Origin of the sequence: Curtobacterium sp. MCLR17_051, from assembly GCF_003234395.1 — a bacterium.
GTDB lineage: Bacteria > Actinomycetota > Actinomycetes > Actinomycetales > Microbacteriaceae > Curtobacterium > Curtobacterium flaccumfaciens.
Genome location: NZ_QKTA01000020.1, coordinates 20,497 through 40,347, shown reverse-complemented (window position 1 = coordinate 40,347; position 19,851 = coordinate 20,497). Strand labels below are relative to the sequence as shown.

Below are 19,851 nucleotides of genomic sequence, written 5' to 3'. Positions count from 1 at the left end.
TCTGTCGCTTTCGCGAGAGGACGCTGCCACCGTGCGCGCGGGGTGCGGACGCGACCGCCTGGAGGCCCGGTGCCGGTCCGGCGGGCGGGTGTCGGGCCTCCAGGCGGTCGCGGCGCACGTTCCTTCCCATAGCAGCCGGACTGGAAAGCGGAATCGGGCGTACCTAGTCAGAACTTCCGACCAGGTACGCCCGATTCGACCCGGTACGCCCGATTCGACCAGGTACGCCCGATTCGACCAGGGACGCCCGGACAGACCAAGCCCCGGGCGCACGGGAACGGGGCCCGCGCCGCCCGGCACGGACCCCGTCTCGCGAACGGTGACTAGCGGCTCGTGGCCAACGCGTCGTTCGTCCCCGCTGCGACGCTCACGGGTGCACCCGTGACCGGCGTGGGACGTCCCAGGGAACGGACGGTCCACCCCGCTTTCACCCAGTCGAGGACCGGGAGGCAGTTGCGCGCGTCGATGACGACGCGGCGCCCGACGAGGTCGCCGAGGGCGACCGGGTCGGCGGTGATGATGTCGTCCCACTCGGTGAGCACGAGGACGACGTCGGCGCCCTCGATCGCGTCCGTCATCGAGGCGGCGTAGCTCAGCGTCGGGAACGAGCGCTTCGCGGGCTCCATCGCCTCGGGGTCCCAGAGCGTCACCTGGGCGCCGCGGAGGTGCAGCGCGGCGGCGACGTTGAGCGCCGGGGAGTCCCGGACGTCGTCGGTCAGGGGCTTGAACGCGGCACCGATGACGGCCACGCGACGGTTGAGCACCGATCCCCCGGCCGAGTCGATCGCCATGTCGATGACCCGCTGGCGCTGCCCCATGTTGATCTCGTCGACCTGCTGCATGAGGCCGACGACCTGGCCCGCGCCGATCTCGTTCGCGCGGTACATGAGCGCCCGGATGTCCTTCGGCAGGCAGCCGCCGCCGAAGCCGAGGCCGGCGTTCAGGAACTTCCGGCCGATGCGGGCGTCGTGGCCGAGGGCGTCGGCGAGCGTGGAGACGTCGGCGCCGGTGATGGCGCACATCTCGGAGATCGCGTTGATGAACGAGATCTTCGTGGCGAGGAACGCGTTGGCGCTCACCTTGACGAGCTCCGCGGTGGCGAGGTCGGTGGTGATGACCGGGGTGCCCTCGCCGATCGGTGCGGCGTAGACCTCACGGATCACGGCGTCGGCGGCCTCGGAGGCTCCGCCCCAGACCAGACGGTCCGGGTGCAGGGTGTCCTCGACGGCCTTGCCCTCACGCAGGAACTCGGGGTTCCAGATGAGCTCGGCGTCGATCCCGGCGGGCGTGAACTCGCGGACGATGCCGCGGAGTCGCGAGGCGGTGCCGACCGGGACCGTCGACTTGCCGACGATGAGGCCCGGGTGGGTGAGGTTCTCGGCGACGCCACGGGTGGCGCTCTCGACGTAGGCCAGGTTCGCGGCGTGCGACCCGGCCTTCTGCGGGGTGCCGACGCACACGAAGTGGACGTCCGCAGCGGCGACGGCCGAGGCGATGTCGGAGGTGAAGCGGAGCTTGCCGCTGGCGACGTGCTTCGTGATGAGCTCCGGCAGCCCGGGCTCGAAGAACGGGACCTCACCGGCGGACAGTGCGGCGAGCTTCGACGGGTCGATGTCGACACCGATGGTCTCGAAGCCCATCTCGGCCATGGCGGCTGCGTGGGTGGCGCCGAGGTAGCCGGTGCCGATGACGCTGATGACGGGTGCGGGGCGGGTGTCGGCCGATGCGGTCGACTTCTTGGACTCGCTCATTGCGTGACCTCCTGCAGGTCGTAGTCGATGTCGTTGCGCTTGATGCCCTCGGCGAAGGCCTTGAGGGAATCGGCGCGGGAGTTGAGACGCCAGTCGTTCGTGGTGCGCTTGCCGTCGATGATGGTGGTCGCGGTCTCGCTGAAGTACGCGAAGCCGACGATGTCCTTGTTGGCGGGGTCCGCCAGCGCATCGAAGAGCGAGTTGATCCACTGCGTCTTCTGCGGGTTCGCGACACTCGTGCCGGTCTCGGTCGCCCCGATCTCGTTGAGCATGATGCCCTTGCCCGGCGCGATCTGGCGGAGCTGCGTGAGCGTCGCTCCGAAGGTCGTGCCGAACGTCGGCTGCTCGGTGGCGTCGCGGTAGTAGCCGCTCATGCCGACCCAGTCCACGTAGTCCGCACCCGGGTAGTACTGCTGCATGTAGTCGAGCGTCTGGTACTTCGGGTTGCCGAGCTTGTCGATGCGGCTCGGGGACCAGTCCCAGATGACGTACTTGTTCGCACCGTTCGCCTGGAAGACGTCGTGCACGTGCTGCCACATCTTCACGTAGGAACCGGCCGGGTTCTTCTGGTCGTCACCCTCGGACCAGTTGTACCAGGAGCCGTTCATCTCGTGGTCGAGACGGATGACCATCGGCTGCCCGTTGGCCGCCAGCGCCTTGGCGTACTTCGTCAGGTAGGCGTCGAACGATCCACCGGAGATGTCCTCGTTGGTGTACCCGGGGACGTACTTCTGGTCGTTGCCGGTCTGCGCCGGCACGGTCTCCCACGTCATGAGCGGGACACGGCCGTTGGCCCAGGAGCGCTGCACCGCGGGGGCATTGAACTCCTGGTCGAAGCCCTGGAAGAAGCCGGTCATGTTCGACGCGGTGCCGACCTGACGGGAGACCTCGTCGTACTCGGCCCAGTTGAACGGGGACTGCGCGGTGTACAGGCCGTACCAGCGCGACTGCTGGCCGAGGATCTCGGCCTTGGTCGGCGTGACGACCGGGGTGGCACCCGGGTCGGTCGAGGGACCGGGGTTCGGCTTCGAGCCGCCACCGTTGCCGGAACCAGAGCCGGACCCGGAGCCGTTGCCGGACCCGGAGCCATTGCCGGAACCGGAGCCGCTGCCGGACCCGTTGTCGGACGAGCCCGAGCCGGACCCGGACGCACCGGCCGAACCGGCACCGGACCCGCCGGAACCCGAGCCACCGCTGCCGGAACCCGCGGCGTTGACGTTGGACGAGCCTCCCGAGTCCTTCGCGGCACCGAGCTGGGACTGCAGCGACGCGATCTGCGCCTTGAGTTCCGAGATCTGGTCGCCCCGCGACCCGGCCTGGGCCGTGCGGGAGTCGAGCTTGCCCTCGAGCGACCAGATGCGCTCCTGGGCGGCGTCGAGCTGCGTCTGCAGCTCGGCGGCGGACACCTTCTTGGCCTTCGGCGCCTCGACGCCCAGAGCCTGGTGCACGGCGGTCGAGACGGGGCCGGAGGGCGAGATCCACACCGACCAGGTGATGAGGCCGAGCGCCAGCACGATGGCCGTCGTGCCGATGGCCGTCCGGCGGGCGTGCTTGCTGGACTGCGCCCACCAAGCACTCGAGGAACGGATGAAGTCAGACAATGAGGAACGCCTCCAGGGCGAAGATCGCGATGCCGATCACGTACGGGATCGCTGCGTACGGGTTGTACCGGCGGGCTCGGGCGGGGGCCGGCGCGGCTGCTCGCTGGGCCTCCTGCTGCGCGACCGCTGCTGCGGCCTCGCGGCGGGTGGCGAGCACGGTGGTGGTGGAGTTGGTCGCCGCGTCGGCGCCGAAGAGCTCGTCGAACGCACGGTCCACGGCCACCTGGTCGACCCCGGCCGACCGGGCACGTTCGGCGTCGATCGGGCTGACCGGGACCTGCGCCGCGGAGGACAGCGGCTGGACGGCGTCCGCCGGGTCCTCCTGCATCGGACCACCGGCGTAGGCACCGGCCCGGGTCCCCCAGCCGGACGCGTGCGCCAGGCGGAAGAAGCCGATGAGCCGGATCGGCATCAGGAAGAACGTCGACACGATGATGAACATCGGCAGGCGGAAGAAGTCGCTCGGCTTCTCGGACAGGTGCCGCATCTGGCGGATCGCCATGCTCAGCACGCTCGAGATCACCATGAGCGCCGCGACGTAGACGAACCCGGTCGAGAAGCCGTACTGCGACAGGATGCCCTGGTACAGGTTCTCGCCCTGGCCGGTGAAGGCACGGTAGATCCAGCCGGCGATCACGCCGAAGAGCATGAACGGCAGGATGATGTCGGTGATGAAGAACGCCGCGAGGACCGGTGCGTGGCCGAGCATCCACGGCAGCATCCGCAGCGTGTTGTACTGCGAGCCGCGGGCCCAGCGGAGCTGCTGCTTGAACAGCTTCTTCACCTGCAGCGGGGCGTCCGTGTAGACCAGCGACGTGTACTGGTAGACGGTCCGGTACCCCTCCTTGAGCGTGAGGTTCGTCAGTGTCCGGTCGTCCGAGACCTCGAGGAACACGCCCATGAACTTCTCGTGCATGAACCGGTCCATGACCCGCATGAGGATGCTCCGGCGGAACGCGATGGTGCGCCCGGGCAGGCAGCCGATCTGCCCGAGGACACTCTGTGCCGGCATCGAGTAGAGCGCCCGCGAGTTCTCGAGCCAGTCGGCCCAGCGGGTGATCCAGCTGCGCTCCGGTTCGAGGATGCGCTGCCGGGTCGTCACGCCACCGACGGACTCGTCGGCGAACGGCTTGAGGAGTTCCTCGAGCGCGCCGGGGGTCCAGACGGTGTCGGAGTCGACGAGCACGGTGATGTCGCCGTTGGACATCTCGGTGCCGACCTTGACGGCGTTGCGCTTGCCCGGGATGGGCGTGTGGGTCCAGCGGACGAGCGGGGCGAACTCGTCGCAGACCTCCTCGAGCGCCTCGTTGCGGGCACCGTTGATGACGACGATGATCTCGCCGGGCTGCTGCTCGACCATGCGGCCGATGACGTCACGGAAGAGGTCGAGCGGTTCGTCCACGACGGGGACGACGACGCTGGTGGTACCGACGAAGGTGCCGGTGAAGGGGCGGTAGCGGGCGGAGATGACGACCTTGAGCAACCAGAGCAACCAGATCACCGCGGAGTACACGGCGAACAGGTAGAACTCGGGGTGGCCTTCGACCATCTGCCTGATCTGCAGAATGAAGGTGAACACTGATCCCTGCTTCAACGTTCGAGGTGGAGATTCCGCTTCATCGGGGAATCAGGGCCGGTTCGGGTGATGCAATTGATGCAGAACCTGAACGCGCGCGCAACGCGGCCCCCGTCCGGGGGCGTTACGGGCGCGTTACGGGGTACACACCGGTCCCCCTCTCGGCCGGTCGGAGCGGTCCCCCGTGGTGCTGACAGCACTCCTGCGGACCACGCCTCGACGCAGTGTCGCCCTGATGGGCGACAGGTGCGGCCTGGAGGCACGGGTCGGGTCCGACGGAAAGCCCAGGTCAGCAGGTGGTCACGCGGCGTGTCGGGGGACGTCGGAAAAGGTCCCCTGGCGGTCCGGTGGGAGTTCGGTCACGGCCCGGTAACGAGCCGGACTCCGTTTCGAACAGGGGTACGAAGAGGGTGCCGTCGGGGGACGTCGTGCGACACGGAGAATTAACCTTCGATGGCTGCTCAGGTCGGGTCCGTCCGCGGACGCTCGGGCGTGTCGCGAGGTGCTCGGCGCTGCGTCGGCGGCCGTTCAGGCGCTGCGTCGCGGGCGGGTCAGGCGCCGTAGAACTCGCGCTCGAACACCTGTCGGGCGCGCCGCGTGACGCCCAGGTAGTCGTCCTCGAGGCGGCTCGCGGAGCCCGGCGGGTACTCCATCAGCCGTGCGACACCCTCGAGCTGGACGCGGTCGACGGGCAGCACGTCGGTGGTCTTCCCCGACCACAGCACGAGGGCGCTGCGGGTGCGCGACGCGAAGCGCCAGGCGGCCCCGAGCCGCTCGCCGTCCTCGGCGCCGACCAGTCCGGCGTCGACCGCGGCGTCGAGCGCCTCGAGCGTCGACGTGGTGCGGAGCGACGGGATCTCGAGCGCGTGCTGCAGCTGCAGGAGCTGCACGAACCACTCGACGTCGCTGAGTGACCCGCGGCCGAGCTTGAGGTGCCGGGCCGGGTCCGCGCCGCGGGGCAGCCGCTCCGACTCGACGCGGGCCTTGATGCGGCGGACCTCACGCACCTGGTGGTCGTCGATCCGCTCCGGGTACCGGGTGCGGTCGGCGAGGTGCTCGAAGTCACGCAGGAGCTGTGCGTCGCCGACGGCCCCGCGGGCGCGGAGGAGCGCCTGCGCCTCCCACGTGAGCGACCAGCGGGCGTAGTAGGCGCCGTAGGACTCGAGCGTCCGCACGACGGGACCGTTCTTGCCCTCGGGGCGCAGGTCGATGTCGAGGTCGAGCGGGTGGATGGTGTCCTCGGTCAGGCGGTTGAGCTCGCGCACGATGGTCTGGGCGGTCCGGGACGCGACCTCGGGCGCCAGGTCGGGGGCTCGGTACACGTACAGCACGTCGGCGTCCGACCCGAAGCCGAGCTCCCGCCCGCCGTACCGGCCCATCGCGATGATGCCGAACTCGAAGCCCTCGGGGGCGTCCCGGCGGGCGAGCGCGAGGGCGCCGGCCAGGGTGGCCTCGGTGACGTCGCTCAGCGCCGGGCCCAGGCCGTCGACGTCGAGGGAGCCGAGCACGGCGGCCATGCCGAGCCGCAGGGTCTCCCGACGTCGAGCCGACCGGAGCAGCGCCGCGGAGCCGTCGACGTCGTTGCCGTGCCGGGCGGTGGTCGCGGTCATCTCGGCGAGCAGGGAGTCGATCGGCCGCGGACGCAGGAGCGCCTCGGGTTCGTCGAGCCAGGCGACCGCCTCGGGGAACCGCTCGAGCAGCCCGGACAGGAACGCCGACTCGGACAGCACGGTGGTGAGCGAGTGTGCGGCGCCGGACGAGTCGCGCAGCATGCGGAGGAACCAGCTCGACTCCCCCAGCCCGTCGCTCAACCGCCGGAAGGCCAGCAGCGCACGGTCCGGCGCCGGCCCCTCGGCCATCCAGCGCAGGAGCACCGGGAGCAGGTTCCGCTGGATCGCCGCGCGCCGGCTCGTGCCCTGCGTGAGGGCGCGGATGTGGCCGACGGCTCCGGCGGGGTCGACGAACCCGACACCGGCGAGCCGGTCGACGACCTGGTCGTTGGTCAGGACGATCTCGTCCTCGGTCGAAGCCACCGCGGACAGCAGCGGCCGGTAGAACAGGCGCTCGTGCAGCCCGCGGACCTCGAGCTTCACGGCGCGCCAGCGGGCATCGAGCGCCGGCGCCGACGCCGCGACGCCGCTCGACCGGGCGAGCACCCGCAGCTCCTCTTCGTCGGAGGGCATGAGGTGCGTCCGCTGCAGGCGCCGGAGCTGGATGCGGTGTTCGAGCACCCGGAGCAGCGCGTAGTCCGGGCCGAACCGAGCGGCCTCGGCACGGCCGACGTACCCGGCGTCGGTCAGGGCGTCCATCGCCTCGAGCGTCGACCGGACCCGCACGGACGGGTCGTCACGGCCGTGCACGAGCTGCAGGAGCTGCACGGTGAACTCGACGTCCCGCAGGCCGCCGGGGCCGAGCTTGAGCTGCCGGTCGACGTCGGCGTCGGGGATGTGCTCGGTCACCCGCTCGCGCATGCGCTGCACCGACTCGACGAACCCCGGCCGGGTGGAGGAGTTCCACACGAACGACGCGACGGCCTCGGCGTACCGGGCACCCAGGTCGGCGGACCCGGCGATCGGGCGGGCCTTGAGCAACGCCTGGAACTCCCACCCCTTCGCCCAGCGCTCGTAGTACGCCACGTGCGAGTCGAGGGTGCGGACGAGTGCGCCGTCCTTGCCCTCGGGCCGGAGGTTCGCATCGACCTCCCACAGGGCGGGTTCGGCGGCGAGGTCCGTGATCGCGTGCATGGCGGCGATCGCGATGCGGGTGGAGACGAGCACGGCCCGGTCGGTGGAGACGTCGTCGGTGGGCTCCGTGACGAAGATGACGTCGACGTCGCTGACGTAGTTGAGCTCGCGCGCACCGGCCTTGCCCATCGCGATCACCGCGAGCGGGGTCGCCGCGACGTCGGCCGCGGGGAACGGGACCTCTCGTCGGGCGATGTCGACCGCGGCGTCGAGGGTGGCGCCCGCCAGGTCGGCGAGCCCCGCCGCGACGGCCGGGAAGGCATCGGTCGGCACGGCGTGCAGCACGTCGAACAGGGCGATCTGGGCGAGGTGCCGGCGGTAGCGCACCCGCAGGCGCATCCGGGCGTCCTCACCCGTGGCACCGTCGACGGCCTCGGTCAGCGACGCCGTGTACCGCTCCTGCGACCACGGTTCGCCGACCGGTTCGAGCAGCAGTGCCAGCTCGGCCGGGCGGCGGTGCAGGAACTCCCCGAGCCCGATCGAGGCGCCGAGCAGGCGGATCAGGCGCTCGGTCGCCGCGTCGTCCGTCAGGACGGGGCGGAGCTCGTCCGGCGCGCGCTCGAGCAGCCGCTCGAGCATCCGCAGGGCGCCGTCCGGATCGGCGGTGCCACCCCAGAGCGCGGCAGACCCGGCGACCGGCAGCGGCACGTCGGGGCCGAACCGGGCCTCCAGGTCGGCAGCCCGCTCGAGGCTCTCCGACAGCTCCGCGAACCCCAGACGGGCCAGCTCCGAACGTGACGTCGTCGTCCGACCGGTCATGTGGAACGTGCTCCCGAGGGGTCAGGGCGCTCGGTTCTAGAGCGCGCCGAGGTTGGTGTCGAGCTCGAACGGGGTGACCTGGTCGCGGTAGCGCTTCCACTCCTGCCGCTTGTTGAGCAGCACGAAGTTGAACACCTGCTCGCCGAGGGTCTCGGCCACCAGCTCGGAGTCCTCCATGAGGCTCAGGGCGTGGTCGAGGCTCGCGGGCAGCTGGCTGTAGCCCAGGGCCCGACGCTCCGAGTCGCTGAGGCTCCAGACGTTGTCCTCGGCCTCGGCGGGGAGCTCGTACTCTTCCTCGATGCCCTTGAGGCCGGCGGCGAGCAGCAGCGAGTACGCCAGGTACGGGTTCGCCGCCGAGTCGATGCCGCGGTACTCGATGCGCGAGGACTGGCCCTTGTTCGGCTTGTAGAGCGGCACGCGCACCAGGGCCGAGCGGTTGTTGTGGCCCCAGGTCACGAAGGACGGGGCCTCGTCGCCGCCCCAGAGGCGCTTGTACGAGTTGACGAACTGGTTCGTCACCGCGGTGATCTCCGGCGCGTGCTTGAGCACCCCGGCGATGAAGTGCTTGGCCGTCTGCGACAGCTGGTACTGGCCACCGGCCTCGTAGAAGGCGTTCTGGTCACCCTCGAACAGCGAGACGTGGGTGTGCATGCCGGAACCGGGCTGGCCGGAGATCGGCTTCGGCATGAACGTCGCGTAGACGCCCTGCTCGATCGCGACTTCCTTCACCACCGTGCGGAAGGTCATGATGTTGTCCGCCATCGTCAGTGCGTCGGCGTAGCGGAGGTCGATCTCGTTCTGCCCGGGGCCGGCCTCGTGGTGCGAGAACTCGACCGAGATGCCGAGATCCTCGAGCATCCGGACCGACCGGCGGCGGAAGTCGTGCGCGCTGCCGCCGGGGACGTTGTCGAAGTAGCCGGCCTGGTCGACGGGCTGCGGGCCGCCGTCCTTCCACTCGCGGCTCTTCAGCAGGTAGAACTCGATCTCGGGGTGCGTGTAGAACGTGAACCCTCGGTCGCTCGCCCGCGCCAGGGTGCGCTTCAGCACGTTGCGGGGGTCGGCCACGGCGGGCTGCCCGTCCGGCGTCGTGATGTCGCAGAACATCCGCGCGGTGGGGTCGATCTCGCCGCGCCACGGCAGGATCTGGAAGGTCGAGGGGTCCGGGTGTGCCAGGACGTCGGCCTCGTACGAACGGGTGAGGCCCTCGATCGCGGAGCCGTCGAACCCGATGCCCTCGGCGAACGCGCCCTCGACCTCGGCCGGGGCGATCGCCACCGACTTCAGCGTCCCGATGACGTCCGTGAACCAGAGTCGGATGAACTTGATGCCGCGCTCCTCGATGGTGCGGAGCACGAAGTCCGTCTGCTTGTCCATGCACGACCTTTCCGTGTATCGGGTGGCCGCTGGCGGGCCTCGTCCCAGGCTAGTGGTCCGGCGGTGTGCGCGGGGCCGTGCGACGCGCCGTCACCGGGGCGCCGGCGGGGCGCCGGCCGCGGAGCTCAGCGGTCCTCGGCGTCCCACTTCTCGTTGTTCGCGGCGATGCGGTCGAGCGCGTGCTGCGCCTCCTCGCGCGTCGCGAACGGGCCGATCCGGTCGCGCTGCGGGGACTGCGGGCCCTGCTCGACCTGGCCGGTCTTGTCGTTGAACCACCACTGGGACTCGATGCGTTCTTCGCTCATGCCGCCCACCGTACCCACGCAACCGTCTGGAGGCCCGGTGCCGGGCCTCCAGGCAGTCACGTCCACCACGTCGGGCCGCACCCCGGGGCGGTTGCGCTCGGCGCGTCGGGCTGCGCCCTGGGGCGGTTGCGTTCGGCGCGTCGCGCCGCGGCTAGAGTGGTCCGCATGCCCCGGGACGAACACGGACACCTGACCGCCGGCCGCATCTCCCCGCACCGCGCCGTCCCGAAGGACATCGAGCGTCCGGAGTACGTCGGGAAGGTCGAGCCCCACGAGCACGGTCTCGGTGACACTTACACACCGGACGAGGTCGAGCGCATCCGGGTCGCCGGACGCATCGCGTCGCAGGCCATCGACGCCGTCGGCGAAGCCATCCGCCCCGGTGTGACCACGGACGAGCTGGACCGGATCGGGCACGAGTTCGTCGTCGCGCACGGTGCCTACCCCTCCACGCTCGGGTACCGCGGCTACCCGAAGTCGCTCTGCTCGAGCCTCAACGAGGTCATCTGCCACGGCATCCCTGACGACACCGTCCTGCAGGAGGGCGACCTCGTCAACATCGACATCACCGCCTACAAGGACGGCATGCACGGCGACACGAACCGCACGTTCGTCGTCGGGCAGGCCGCGCCCGAGGTGTCGGACCTCGTGACCCGCACCGAAGAGGCACTGCGTCGTGGGATCAAGGCCGTCGCCCCGGGCCGGCAGGTCAACGTGATCGGCCGCGCGATCGAGGCGTACGCGAAGCGCTTCGGCTACGGCGTCGTCCGCGACTACACCGGACACGGCGTCGGTCGGGCGTTCCACTCCGGCCTGATCATCCCCCACTACGACGCACCGCAGTACGACACGGTGATCGAACCCGGCATGGTGTTCACCATCGAACCCATGCTCACGCTCGGCGGCATCGAGGCCGACATCTGGTCCGACGACTGGACGGTCTCGACCCGTGACAAGTCGTGGACCGCGCAGTTCGAGCACACCCTCGTCGTCACCGAACGCGGCGCGGAGCTCCTCACCGTCTCCTGACCGGACACCTCCGGCAGGCAACCGAAAGGCACGACAACCTCATGACCTCCCTCGCAGTCGGCGTCGACATCGGTGGTACGGGCATCAAGGGCGCGATCGTCGACGTCGCGTCCGGCGCCCTCACCACGGACCGCATCAAGAAGGCCACGCCCGAGGGCGGGAAGCCCCAGGACATCACGGCGGTGGTCAAGGAGATCATCGGCGAGCTCGCCCCCGGTGACGACGTCCCCGTGGGCGTCTGCTTCCCGGCGATCGTGCGGGACGGCAAGACGATGTCCGCCGCGAACGTGTCGAAGAAGTGGATCGGCTTCGAGGCCGAGGCGCTGTTCGAGAAGGAACTCGGCCGCTCCATCCACTTCGTCAACGACGCCGACGCCGCCGGGTTCGCCGAGCAGCAGTTCGGTGCGGCCAAGGGCAAGGACGGCCTGGTCATCGTGACGACGCTCGGCACCGGCATCGGCACCGCGCTCATCAACGACGGCGTGCTCATCGTCAACTCGGAGCTCGGGCACCTGGAGATCGAGGGACACGACGCCGAGTCGCGCGCCTCGTTCGCCGCAAAGGAGCGCGACGACCTGTCGTGGAAGCACTGGGCGAAGCGCCTGCAGAAGTACTACTCGACGCTCGAGGCCCTGCTCTCCCCCGAGCTCTTCGTCGTCGGCGGCGGGGTCTCGAAGCAGTACGAGGAGTTCCTCCCGCTGCTCGACCTGCAGGCGGACATCATCCCCGCGACGCTCCGCAACAACGCCGGCATCATCGGCGCCGCGACCCTGGCGGCGCGCAGCGTCTAGCGCTGGTCCTGTGCCTGGTCGCGGGCGTACCTGGTCGAATCGGGCGTACCTGGTCGGAACTTCCGACCAGGTACGCCCGTTCTCATCAGGTACCCGTGTGCGTGGGGCTCCCCTCGCATCGGGCACCGCGGAGCCGGGTAGACTCGCTCCAGCGAATGGGTCGGCGAGACGGTCGCGTCGCTCCCCCGGGAGCGCCGAGGAACGTCCGGGCTCCACAGAGCAGGGCGGTGGGTAACACCCACCCGGAGCAATCCGCGAGACAGTGCCACAGAAAGCAGACCGCCGGCGGCAACGTCGGTAAGGGTGAAACGGTGGTGTAAGAGACCACCAGGGGTCCGGGTGACCGGATCCGCTCGGTAAACCTCGCCCGGAGCAAGGTCAGACAGAGGACGTTGAGGCTGCTCGCCGAGTCCTCGGGTAGACCGCTGGAGGCCGACGGCAACGTCGGTCCGAGAGAGATGGCCGTCACCGCCGTGCAAGCGGCGGGACAGAACCCGGCGTACGGCCGGCCCATTCGCCCCTTCTCCGTGCCGCGTTGGCCCGCGTCGCGCGGACGTCGCGCGCGGTCACGACTCCCCGCTCAGGTTCGCCGAGTGGTCACAAAGTGTCGGCCGGCACGGCCGCAGCCGACAGTTCGTGGCCGCTCGGCGGCACGCGCCCGACGCGTTGCGACCAGCCCACGACGGACGGGAGGCGCGGTGCGGCGCCGCCACGAGCCTCCCGTCAGGCGGCACGCACGGTCACGACTCCCCGCTCAGGGTCGCCGAGTGGTCACCAACTGTCGGCCGGCAGGGCCGCAGCCGACGGTTCGTGACCTTTCGGCGCCCGGCGAGCGACGCGTTGCGACCAGCCCACGACGGACGGGAGGCGCGGTGCGGCGCCGCCACGGGCCTCCCGTCAGGCGGCGCGCACGGTCACGACTCCCCGCTCAGGGTCGCCGAGCGGTCACCAACCGTCGGCCGGCAGGGCCGCAGCCGACAGTTCGTGGCCGCTCGGCGGCACGCACCCGACGCGTTGCGACCAGCCCACGAACGGACAGGAGGCGCGGTGCCAGCTGGCACCGCGCCTCCGCCACGGACGTCGCTCGCGTCTACAGCCCGGACTCGGCCGTCCGCACCAGGATCGCGTCGCTGTCGGGGCACAGCACCACGTCGTCAGGCGCAGCCCGGCGGATGGTCTGCAGGTCGGAGTTGTTGAGCGCCACGCCCGAGGCCGTCGACACGCCGCCCTGCAGCAGCGAGGCGCCGAAGCCGTAGCGCGCACGCTGCCGGTCGTACAGGGCGAGCAGCTCGGCCGGCACCTTGGCGGCGACGTCGGCGCGGGCCTGCTCGGCGGACTCGCGGTCGGCCGTGAGCCGGGCGATCTCGGCGTCGCGCTCGGCGACCAGACCACCGCGGGCGGCCTCGACGTCGGCGAGCTTCGCCTCGATGTCACCGACGCGGGCGCGGAGGCCGTCGAGGTTCTCCATGATCTCGAGCTCGGCGGTCTCGAGGCCGCCGATGCGCCGCTGCAGCGAGTCGAGCTCGCTCTGCAGTCCGGCGGCGTCCTTCGCGTTCGCGACGTTCTGCAGCATCGTGGTGTCGCGTTCGACACGGGCCTGCGCGACCGCGGTGTCGGACTCCAGGCGGGCGAGGTCGCGCTCGGCGTCCTCGACCTCGCCGGTGGCGGCGACGAGTTCGCTCCGGAGCGCCGCGGCCTGCTTGCTCAGCTCGGTCAGCTGGTCGCCCTTCTGCAACGACGTGATGCGGTGCGCGATGCGGGTGACGTCGTTGTCGAGACGCTGGACGTCGAGGAGGATGACCTGGTCCTCGGGTGCTGCCTTCATGGTCAGGCTCCTTCTGTGGGGGTGGTGGGTTCGGCTGCCGGCAGGACGGCGAAGTCCCACGGGTCGGTGCGGAGGTCGCTCACGGTGACGCGGACCCCGGCCCGGGTGCGCAGCTGCTCCGCGGCGACGTCGAGCCAGAGCCACTCGGTGGCCCAGTGCGAGGTGTCGATGAGCGCCGGTCCGACGCCGAGGAGCGCCTGTTCGCGGAACTCCGAGGCCGGGTGGTGCCGCAGGTCGCTCGTGATGTAGACGTCGGCGTCGAGCACGGCGGGGTGGCCGAGCAGCGAGTCGCCGGCACCCGCGCAGAGCGCCACGGTGCGGACGGGCTGGTCGAAGTCACCCGAGACGCGGACCCCGGTGGCCGTCGGCGGCAGCAGGTCGACGAGCTTCCGGGCGAGGGCGCCGAGGGTCGTGCCCTCGGGCAGCACGCCGACGCGACCGATGCCCGTGTCGGGGTCGGCTCCGGCGTCGAGCGGTCGCTGCGCGGTCAGCCCGAGGCGGTCGGCGAGGACAGCCGAGGTGCCGGTCGTCACGACGTCGGCGTTGGTGTGCGCCGCGAGCAGGGCACTGCCGCCGCGCACCAGCGTCGCGAGGACACTGCCCTTGTAGGTCGACTCGGCGATCGTCGTCACCCCGCGGAGCAGCAGCGGGTGGTGCGTGAGCAGGAGCCCCGCACCGAGTTCGACGGCTTCACGGGCGGTGGCGGGGACCGCGTCGACGGCGAGGTGCACGTGCTCGACGGTGGCGTCCGGGTCGCCCGCGACGAGCCCGACGGCGTCCCACGACTCGGCACCGGCGGCGGGCCACAGGTCCTCGATCACGGCCTGGAGTTCGCGGAGCGTCGGCATCCCGTCAGTCTACCGAGGCGACCGCCCCGGACGGGGTAGCCGGTCCGTGTGGGGTGATCCGGGCCTCCAGGCAGTGCAGCCGGAAGCGGTGCAGCCGACGGCGCCGCGATCGCGGGTCGTCAGCGACGACCGAGCAGGCCGAGCAGGCGGTCGACGAGTCGCGACCACCAGCCGGCCGGGGCCGGCGCTGCCGCGGTGGCGGTATCGGTGTCGGTGTCGGTGTCGGCTTCCGTCGCGTCCGCGACGGGGGCCGGGACGACGGGTGCGGCGACGGCGTCCGGCAGGACGACCGGCGTGCTCGCGGTGGCGCCCTGGTGCGCGGTGAGCGCTGCGGCGAAGGCCGCGCGGTCGATGACCGTCGGCCCGGTGGCGGGCAGGACGAGCGGGGTCGGTCGCGTGGCCGCGGACACCGGGGACACGGCCGGGAGGCCCAGCACCGGTCGGACGGGTTCGTCGCGTTCCGGGGTGACGAGTTCCACCACCGGCGCGGCTTCCGCGGTGGGTGCGGCCTGCGCTGCTGCGGGGACGCTCCGTGCTGCGCGGGTCGGCACGGGAGCCGGCCGGGTGGCGAGCGCCACCGGCGCGGTCGCTGCGCGGCGGGCTGCGGCACGGTCGCGGCGGTCCGCCTCGGCGGCGGCGTCGGTGAGCAGGTCGGCGAAGACGGTGTGGGCGAAGGCGCGGGCGGCCGTCACCTCGGGGTCCTCGGAGCCGGCGACGGTGGCCTCCCACGCGGCGAGGCGAGCGAGGTCCTCGTCACGGCGGCGGACCTCGTCCTCGAGCAGGACGATGCGCTCGATGCTGCTGCGGCCCGTGGACGACGACACCTCCACCGCGAGGTCCTCGATGCGCAGGGCCAGACGCTCCGGCGGCTCCGGGAACGACGGGGCGCAGACGGCGGCGTGGCGGGCGCGGTCGCGGCGGAACGCGGGGGCGGCGACGGGTGCCGGGGCGGCCGACTGGTCGGCGGTCGTCGCGTCGGCGGTTGCTTCGGCGGCCGCGGTGGTGGTGCTGCTCGCGGCGTGTCCGGGGCGCTGCACGGGGCCGGTGACGGGCGGGACGACGAGGTCCGGCACGTACGGGGCACGGGTCGCCGGTGCGTCGCGGAGCCACTCCTCGAGCTCGCGGCCGAACGGGTCCACGAGCGGGGTGCGTGCGCCGGACTGGGTCTCCATGTCCGAAGGATAAATATCGCGCGGGACGAAACGCGGGACATCCGCGGTGTGTCGCTGCACCGCCTGCCATATCGCGGCGGAGTTGAGCGGCGTGTCGCGCCCGTCGTCACCGAGGTGGGCGGAGGCCGTCCTCGAACGCCCGCAGCAGTTCCCGGCCCGCGGGCCAGTCCCCCACGCCGCTCGCGACGTTCACGTGCCCGAGGGCACCGACGCGGACGACGTCCGCGCCCATCGCGTCGGCGAACACGAGCGCCCGGTCCGCGCTGCAGTACGGGTCGTCGTCGCTCACGACGAGGCGCGTCGGGACCCGCTGGGCCGAGGGCACCGGGCGCGGCGTCACGAAGCCCGATGCCTCGTCCGGGAAGGTGTCGCCGAGCGGGTCGGGTGGGGCGACGAGGAAGGCACCGGCGACGAGCGCGGGAGCATCCGCCGTGGTGGCGAGCCAGTCGGCGACGGCCAGGACGCCGAGGCTGTGGGCGATGAGGACCGGGGGCTCCGGGCACGAGGCCACGGCCGTGGAGATCGCGGCGTGCCAGTCGTCCGGGTCCGGGTCGCTCCACGAGGTGGGGGCGATGCGGACGGCGGCGCGCTGCTGGTGCTGGTCGTGCTGGCCGCGCTGGCCGCGCTGGTCGTGCTCGTCCTGCTGCTCCCGCTCCCAGACGGACTGCCAGTGGTCCGGGTCCGAGTTCCAGATGCCGGGGACGATCACCCACGGTCGCGGTCTGCTCACCCGGGCAGCGTAGCGAAGAAGCGAGGCACCGTTCCGGAGTGTGACGCGCGGTGCGCTGCCCGGCTCAGAGCTGCGGGACCGCGCCCCGGGGCTGCTGCAGCGTGTCGCGCGGGTACTGCCCGAAGCGGGACGCGTACGCCGCCGAGAACCGGCCGAGGTGCGCGAAGCCCCAGCGCAAGGCAACGCTCGCCACCGTCAGGTCGCCCGCCGACGCGCGGCGGAGTTCCTCGTGCACGCGGTCCAGCCGGATCCCCCGCAGCAACGCGTTCGGCGCTGTTCCGACCTGCCGCTGGAACGCCTGCTGCAGCCCCCGGACGCTCAGGCCGACGTGCTCGGCGACGTCCGTCGTCGTGACGGGCGTGTGGGCGAAGGCGTGCATGAACTCCACGGCCTCGCGCACACGACCAGTGGCACCCTGTGGCAGCGCGACGTCGGGGGCGATGGTCTCGTGCGGGAACGTGTCGAGGAACGCCAGCGCAGTCTCCCGCACGGTCTCGGCGAGGGCCAGTGCGGTGAGCGGTGCCGGGCCGAGCACGATCGCCGCGGCGCGCTGCACCCGGGCGTTCCAGGCGCGGAGGTCCTCGGGCCGGGGCGCTGCGGTGTGGTCGAACACGAGGGGGCCGGGCCGGGTGCCGTGCACCTCGGCGGCGACGCCCTCCAGGTACGTGCGGTCGAACTGCACGAGGCTCTGGCGGACGTCCTGCAGGTCGAACACGAAGGGACGCCGCGTCGGGAACACCCGCGGGGCCCCCGGTGCGAAGTCGACCTCCTGGCGACCGACGTCGACGCGGCCACCGCCGTCCGACGTCCACATCACGACGTACTCGTCGGGGACCTCGACCTCGCCCTGCATCCGCCCGTCGAACCGGGTGGAGCGGAAGGTCATCGATCCGTCGCCCACGACCTGGAACCGGTACGCGAACGGACGATCGGTCCGGGACGCCGAGAACCCCGTGCTCTCGTAGGCCTCTTCGTACAGTTGCACGGCCGCGTCGAGTCCGGCGCCGGACGTCTCGAACCGGATCCGGGGATCAGGCTCGACAGTCATCGCGCGAATCGTGACACGGTATCCGGGAAACGCGACAATCGCCGACCCGTCATTGCGGTTTACGGCCCACGGAGTGCGCTGGGCGGACGACCGTTGCGCCTCGGCCGATCGATGACGGCCGTGCTCCCGCTCAGTGCCGGGAGCGAAGCACCGTCCAGCGGTTCCGGTCGGCCACGCGTTCGTACCGCAGGTCGTCAACGACCATGCGGACGAGCGCGAGCCCGCGACCGCCCTCGGCGAAGTCGTCGGGCAGCACGGCGGCGTCGGGATCGACCGTCGCCGCGACCCCGTCGTCGGAGAGCAGCGCCTGGAAGCGCTCGTCGCCGATCTCGAGCCGGAGCTCGCACGAGACACCGTCCGGGCGGGCGCCGTGCTCGATGACGTTCGAGGTGAGTTCGACCAGGGCGAGCTCGAGGGCCATCCGGTCCTCGGCGGCGACGGACGGCTCGTGCTGCCAGACGCCTGCGAGGAAGTCGTGCACGGCGGACACGTCGTCCGGGGGGCACGCCAGTGCGAGCATGTGCTCGGCGACGGGGGCGGTCATCACCAGTCGGTCACCGCGGCGTCCCCGTCGGGGTACGTCCGCAGGATCTTGTCGATGTTGGAGAGCTTGAGCACCATCTGGACCTGTTCCGACGGCGCCGCGATGCGGAGGTCGCCGCCGGCCTGGCGTGCGGTCTTCAAGCTGCCGACCAGGGCGCCGAGGCCGGAGGAGTCCATGAACTCGACCCCGGAGAGCTCGACCACGAGCCGCGAACGTCCGTTGCCGACGATCTGCGCGACGGTCTCGCGGAAGGTGGGCGCGGAGACCATGTTGAGCCGGCCGCTGCACTCCAGGACGGCGGTGTCGGTCTCCGCCTCGTGTACGACGATGTCCATCTCGGTGGGTCTCCTCAGATCGGTGCGCCTTGCAACCAGCAACCTACCGGCTCAGCCCCTCAGTTGTGGGACCGGTTTCGCCGCGTCGCCGTCACCTGGACCACGACGGCCGCGGCCATCAGCGCTGCCATCACCCCGCCCATCGCCAGTGCGGTGCCGCCGAGGGCGCCGGCGAGCGGGGTGCCGAGCCCGCCGATGCCGAAGGTCAGGCCGCCCTGCAGGGCAGCCGCCGTGCCCGGGTGCGCCGCGCCGACGTGCTGCGTGCGGGTCATCGCCGCCGGCAGGACGAAGCCCCAAGCGGCCGTCACGACCGCGAGGGCGCACCACACCGGCACCGGCCCGAGCCCGAGGAGCGCCGACACCAGCACGGCCGTGGCCCCGACCGTCCCGACGACCAGGCCCAGGGTCAGCAGGGCGTCCTCGCTGAACCGCCCGACGAGCCGACCGAACAGCAGCGTCGTGACGATCATCATCGACGCGTTCGTGGCGAAGACGAGCGTGTACAGCCCCTCGGAGAACCCGAACTCCGACTGGAACACGAACGAGCTCGTCGCGATGTACGCGAAGAACCCCACCGTCGACAGCACCCCGCTCAGCACGTAGGCCCGGAACCGCGGGATCGCCAGGAGCTCGCGGATCCGCTGCCCGTTGGCCGCGAACCCGACCCCGCCACGCCGCTCCGGCGGCAGGGTCTCGCGGAACCGCAGGACCACGGCCACGAAGAACACGGCGCCGAGCACGGCCAGCACGACGAACATGAGCCGCCACGTGCCGACCGTGAGCACCGCTCCCCCGGCCAGCGGGGCCACCACGGGTCCGATCGCGTTGATGGCCGCGAGCGTGCCGAACACCTTCGCCATCCGGGTACCGCTCGTCACGTCGGACACCATCGCCCGACCGGCCACGGCCCCCGCAGCACCGGCGAGTCCCTGGGCGACGCGGGCCACCACGAGCGTCACGAGGTCGGGGGCGAGCGCGCAGCCGACCGACGCGAGGGCGAACAGGGCGGTCCCGACGACGAGCATCGGCCGACGACCGATCCCGTCACTCACCGGTCCGACGAGCAGCTGGCCGACCGCGAAGGCCACGAGGAACGCCGTGAGCGACAGCTGCACCGCGCCGGGCGTGGTGCCGAGGTCGCGCGCGATGGCCGGGAGTGCGGGGATGTACATGTCCGTCGCGAACGGCGAGACCCCGACGATGAGCGCCAGCGGCACGATCGGGGGCAGCACGGTCGTCGTCGGTCCCAGGCTGCGCTCCGTCGTCACCTCGGACACGCTACGCGTCCCCGAATCGATTCGACGGGCACTTCCTGAGCAGCAACGGTCGGTTCGCGGTGCCGGAGGCGACCGTTGCTGCTCACGAAGTGCGGGCCTAGGACGTGCGCGGGGACGGACAGGAGGCCCGGTGCGGGCCCGC

At 71.5% G+C, this 19,851-nt stretch carries 16 protein-coding genes and 1 other RNA gene; 3 read left to right on the top strand and 14 right to left on the bottom strand.

The window, feature by feature from the left end:
* Positions 1–323 precede the first annotated feature (323 nt).
* The 6 genes from DEJ06_RS15145 to DEJ06_RS15120 all read right to left on the bottom strand — a co-directional run bounded on the left by DEJ06_RS15145 (position 324) and on the right by DEJ06_RS15120 (position 10,110).
* Positions 324–1,751, bottom strand: a complete 1,428-nt coding sequence (locus tag DEJ06_RS15145; RefSeq protein ID WP_111039867.1) for a UDP-glucose/GDP-mannose dehydrogenase family protein — start codon at positions 1,749–1,751, stop codon at positions 324–326.
* Positions 1,748–3,352, bottom strand: coding sequence for a glycosyl hydrolase (locus DEJ06_RS15140; protein ID WP_111039866.1), 1,605 nt, complete (start codon positions 3,350–3,352; stop codon positions 1,748–1,750). Before DEJ06_RS15140 ends, DEJ06_RS15145 begins: the two co-directional genes overlap by 4 nt.
* Positions 3,345–4,931: a glycosyltransferase family 2 protein gene (locus tag DEJ06_RS15135; protein ID WP_111039865.1), complete on the bottom strand. Its 1,587-nt coding sequence runs from the start codon at positions 4,929–4,931 to the stop codon at positions 3,345–3,347. Before DEJ06_RS15135 ends, DEJ06_RS15140 begins: the two co-directional genes overlap by 8 nt.
* Positions 4,932–5,479: 548 nt before the next feature.
* On the bottom strand, positions 5,480–8,431 hold the full coding sequence (locus DEJ06_RS15130) for a bifunctional [glutamine synthetase] adenylyltransferase/[glutamine synthetase]-adenylyl-L-tyrosine phosphorylase (RefSeq protein WP_111039864.1): 2,952 nt from the start codon (positions 8,429–8,431) through the stop codon (positions 5,480–5,482).
* A 36-nt stretch (positions 8,432–8,467) separates the two neighbouring features.
* The gene (gene glnA / locus DEJ06_RS15125) at positions 8,468–9,805 is read right to left on the bottom strand and encodes a type I glutamate--ammonia ligase (RefSeq protein WP_027465449.1); all 1,338 of its coding nucleotides are present in this window, start codon (positions 9,803–9,805) and stop codon (positions 8,468–8,470) included.
* 125 nt (positions 9,806–9,930) lie between these two features.
* A complete protein-coding gene (locus tag DEJ06_RS15120) occupies positions 9,931–10,110 on the bottom strand; it encodes an SPOR domain-containing protein (protein WP_111023013.1) in 180 nt (59 codons plus the stop codon).
* A gap of 165 nt (positions 10,111–10,275) precedes the next feature.
* Between DEJ06_RS15120 and map the strand changes: the two genes are divergently transcribed.
* The 3 genes from map (at position 10,276) to rnpB (ending at position 12,447) form a co-directional block, all read left to right on the top strand.
* Positions 10,276–11,139, top strand: a complete 864-nt coding sequence (gene map / locus DEJ06_RS15115) for a type I methionyl aminopeptidase (RefSeq protein WP_071403965.1) — start codon at positions 10,276–10,278, stop codon at positions 11,137–11,139.
* Positions 11,140–11,180: 41 nt separating this feature from the next.
* Positions 11,181–11,930, top strand: coding sequence for a polyphosphate--glucose phosphotransferase (ppgK, locus tag DEJ06_RS15110; protein WP_027465446.1), 750 nt, complete (start codon positions 11,181–11,183; stop codon positions 11,928–11,930).
* A gap of 156 nt (positions 11,931–12,086) precedes the next feature.
* Positions 12,087–12,447: RNase P RNA component class A (gene rnpB, locus DEJ06_RS15105), an RNA gene on the top strand.
* Positions 12,448–13,020: 573 nt separating this feature from the next.
* On the opposite strand, the gene DEJ06_RS15100 is transcribed toward rnpB, so the two are convergent.
* From DEJ06_RS15100 to DEJ06_RS15065, 8 genes are all read right to left on the bottom strand, one after another.
* Positions 13,021–13,755 (bottom strand): zinc ribbon domain-containing protein, encoded by a 735-nt coding sequence (locus tag DEJ06_RS15100; RefSeq protein ID WP_027465445.1) that lies wholly within the window; start codon positions 13,753–13,755, stop codon positions 13,021–13,023.
* 2 nt (positions 13,756–13,757) lie between these two features.
* Entirely contained in the window at positions 13,758–14,603 is an 846-nt protein-coding gene (locus DEJ06_RS15095; RefSeq protein WP_111039863.1) for a Nif3-like dinuclear metal center hexameric protein, read from the bottom strand.
* Positions 14,604–14,722: 119 nt separating this feature from the next.
* The gene (locus DEJ06_RS15090) at positions 14,723–15,775 is read right to left on the bottom strand and encodes a hypothetical protein (protein ID WP_111039862.1); all 1,053 of its coding nucleotides are present in this window, start codon (positions 15,773–15,775) and stop codon (positions 14,723–14,725) included.
* Positions 15,776–15,881: 106 nt separating this feature from the next.
* Positions 15,882–16,505, bottom strand: coding sequence for an alpha/beta hydrolase (locus DEJ06_RS15085; RefSeq protein ID WP_111039861.1), 624 nt, complete (start codon positions 16,503–16,505; stop codon positions 15,882–15,884).
* Positions 16,506–16,569: 64 nt separating this feature from the next.
* Positions 16,570–17,553 carry an AraC family transcriptional regulator gene (locus tag DEJ06_RS15080; RefSeq protein WP_111039860.1) on the bottom strand — a complete coding sequence of 328 codons (984 nt, stop codon included), beginning with the start codon at positions 17,551–17,553 and terminating at the stop codon, positions 16,570–16,572.
* A 130-nt stretch (positions 17,554–17,683) separates the two neighbouring features.
* Positions 17,684–18,097, bottom strand: coding sequence for an ATP-binding protein (locus DEJ06_RS15075; RefSeq protein WP_035808261.1), 414 nt, complete (start codon positions 18,095–18,097; stop codon positions 17,684–17,686).
* Positions 18,097–18,432: an STAS domain-containing protein gene (locus DEJ06_RS15070; protein WP_017886068.1), complete on the bottom strand. Its 336-nt coding sequence runs from the start codon at positions 18,430–18,432 to the stop codon at positions 18,097–18,099. The genes DEJ06_RS15075 and DEJ06_RS15070 overlap by 1 nt, the downstream gene beginning before the upstream one ends.
* 59 nt (positions 18,433–18,491) lie before the next feature.
* Complete coding sequence (locus tag DEJ06_RS15065; protein ID WP_258372531.1) at positions 18,492–19,700, bottom strand: multidrug effflux MFS transporter; 1,209 nt, start codon at positions 19,698–19,700, stop codon at positions 18,492–18,494.
* Positions 19,701–19,851: the final 151 nt, after the last annotated feature.

Coding starts and splice junctions, on each gene's coding strand:
- DEJ06_RS15145 (WP_111039867.1), bottom strand. CDS start 1,751: ATGAGCGAGTCCAAGAAGTCGACCGCATCGGCCGACACCCGCCCCGCA.
- DEJ06_RS15130 (WP_111039864.1), bottom strand. CDS start 8,431: ATGACCGGTCGGACGACGACGTCACGTTCGGAGCTGGCCCGTCTGGGG.
- glnA (WP_027465449.1), bottom strand. CDS start 9,805: ATGGACAAGCAGACGGACTTCGTGCTCCGCACCATCGAGGAGCGCGGC.
- DEJ06_RS15120 (WP_111023013.1), bottom strand. CDS start 10,110: ATGAGCGAAGAACGCATCGAGTCCCAGTGGTGGTTCAACGACAAGACC.
- map (WP_071403965.1), top strand. CDS start 10,276: ATGCCCCGGGACGAACACGGACACCTGACCGCCGGCCGCATCTCCCCG.
- ppgK (WP_027465446.1), top strand. CDS start 11,181: ATGACCTCCCTCGCAGTCGGCGTCGACATCGGTGGTACGGGCATCAAG.
- DEJ06_RS15100 (WP_027465445.1), bottom strand. CDS start 13,755: ATGAAGGCAGCACCCGAGGACCAGGTCATCCTCCTCGACGTCCAGCGT.
- DEJ06_RS15095 (WP_111039863.1), bottom strand. CDS start 14,603: ATGCCGACGCTCCGCGAACTCCAGGCCGTGATCGAGGACCTGTGGCCC.
- DEJ06_RS15090 (WP_111039862.1), bottom strand. CDS start 15,775: ATGGAGACCCAGTCCGGCGCACGCACCCCGCTCGTGGACCCGTTCGGC.
- DEJ06_RS15080 (WP_111039860.1), bottom strand. CDS start 17,553: ATGACTGTCGAGCCTGATCCCCGGATCCGGTTCGAGACGTCCGGCGCC.
- DEJ06_RS15075 (WP_035808261.1), bottom strand. CDS start 18,097: ATGACCGCCCCCGTCGCCGAGCACATGCTCGCACTGGCGTGCCCCCCG.
- DEJ06_RS15070 (WP_017886068.1), bottom strand. CDS start 18,432: ATGGACATCGTCGTACACGAGGCGGAGACCGACACCGCCGTCCTGGAG.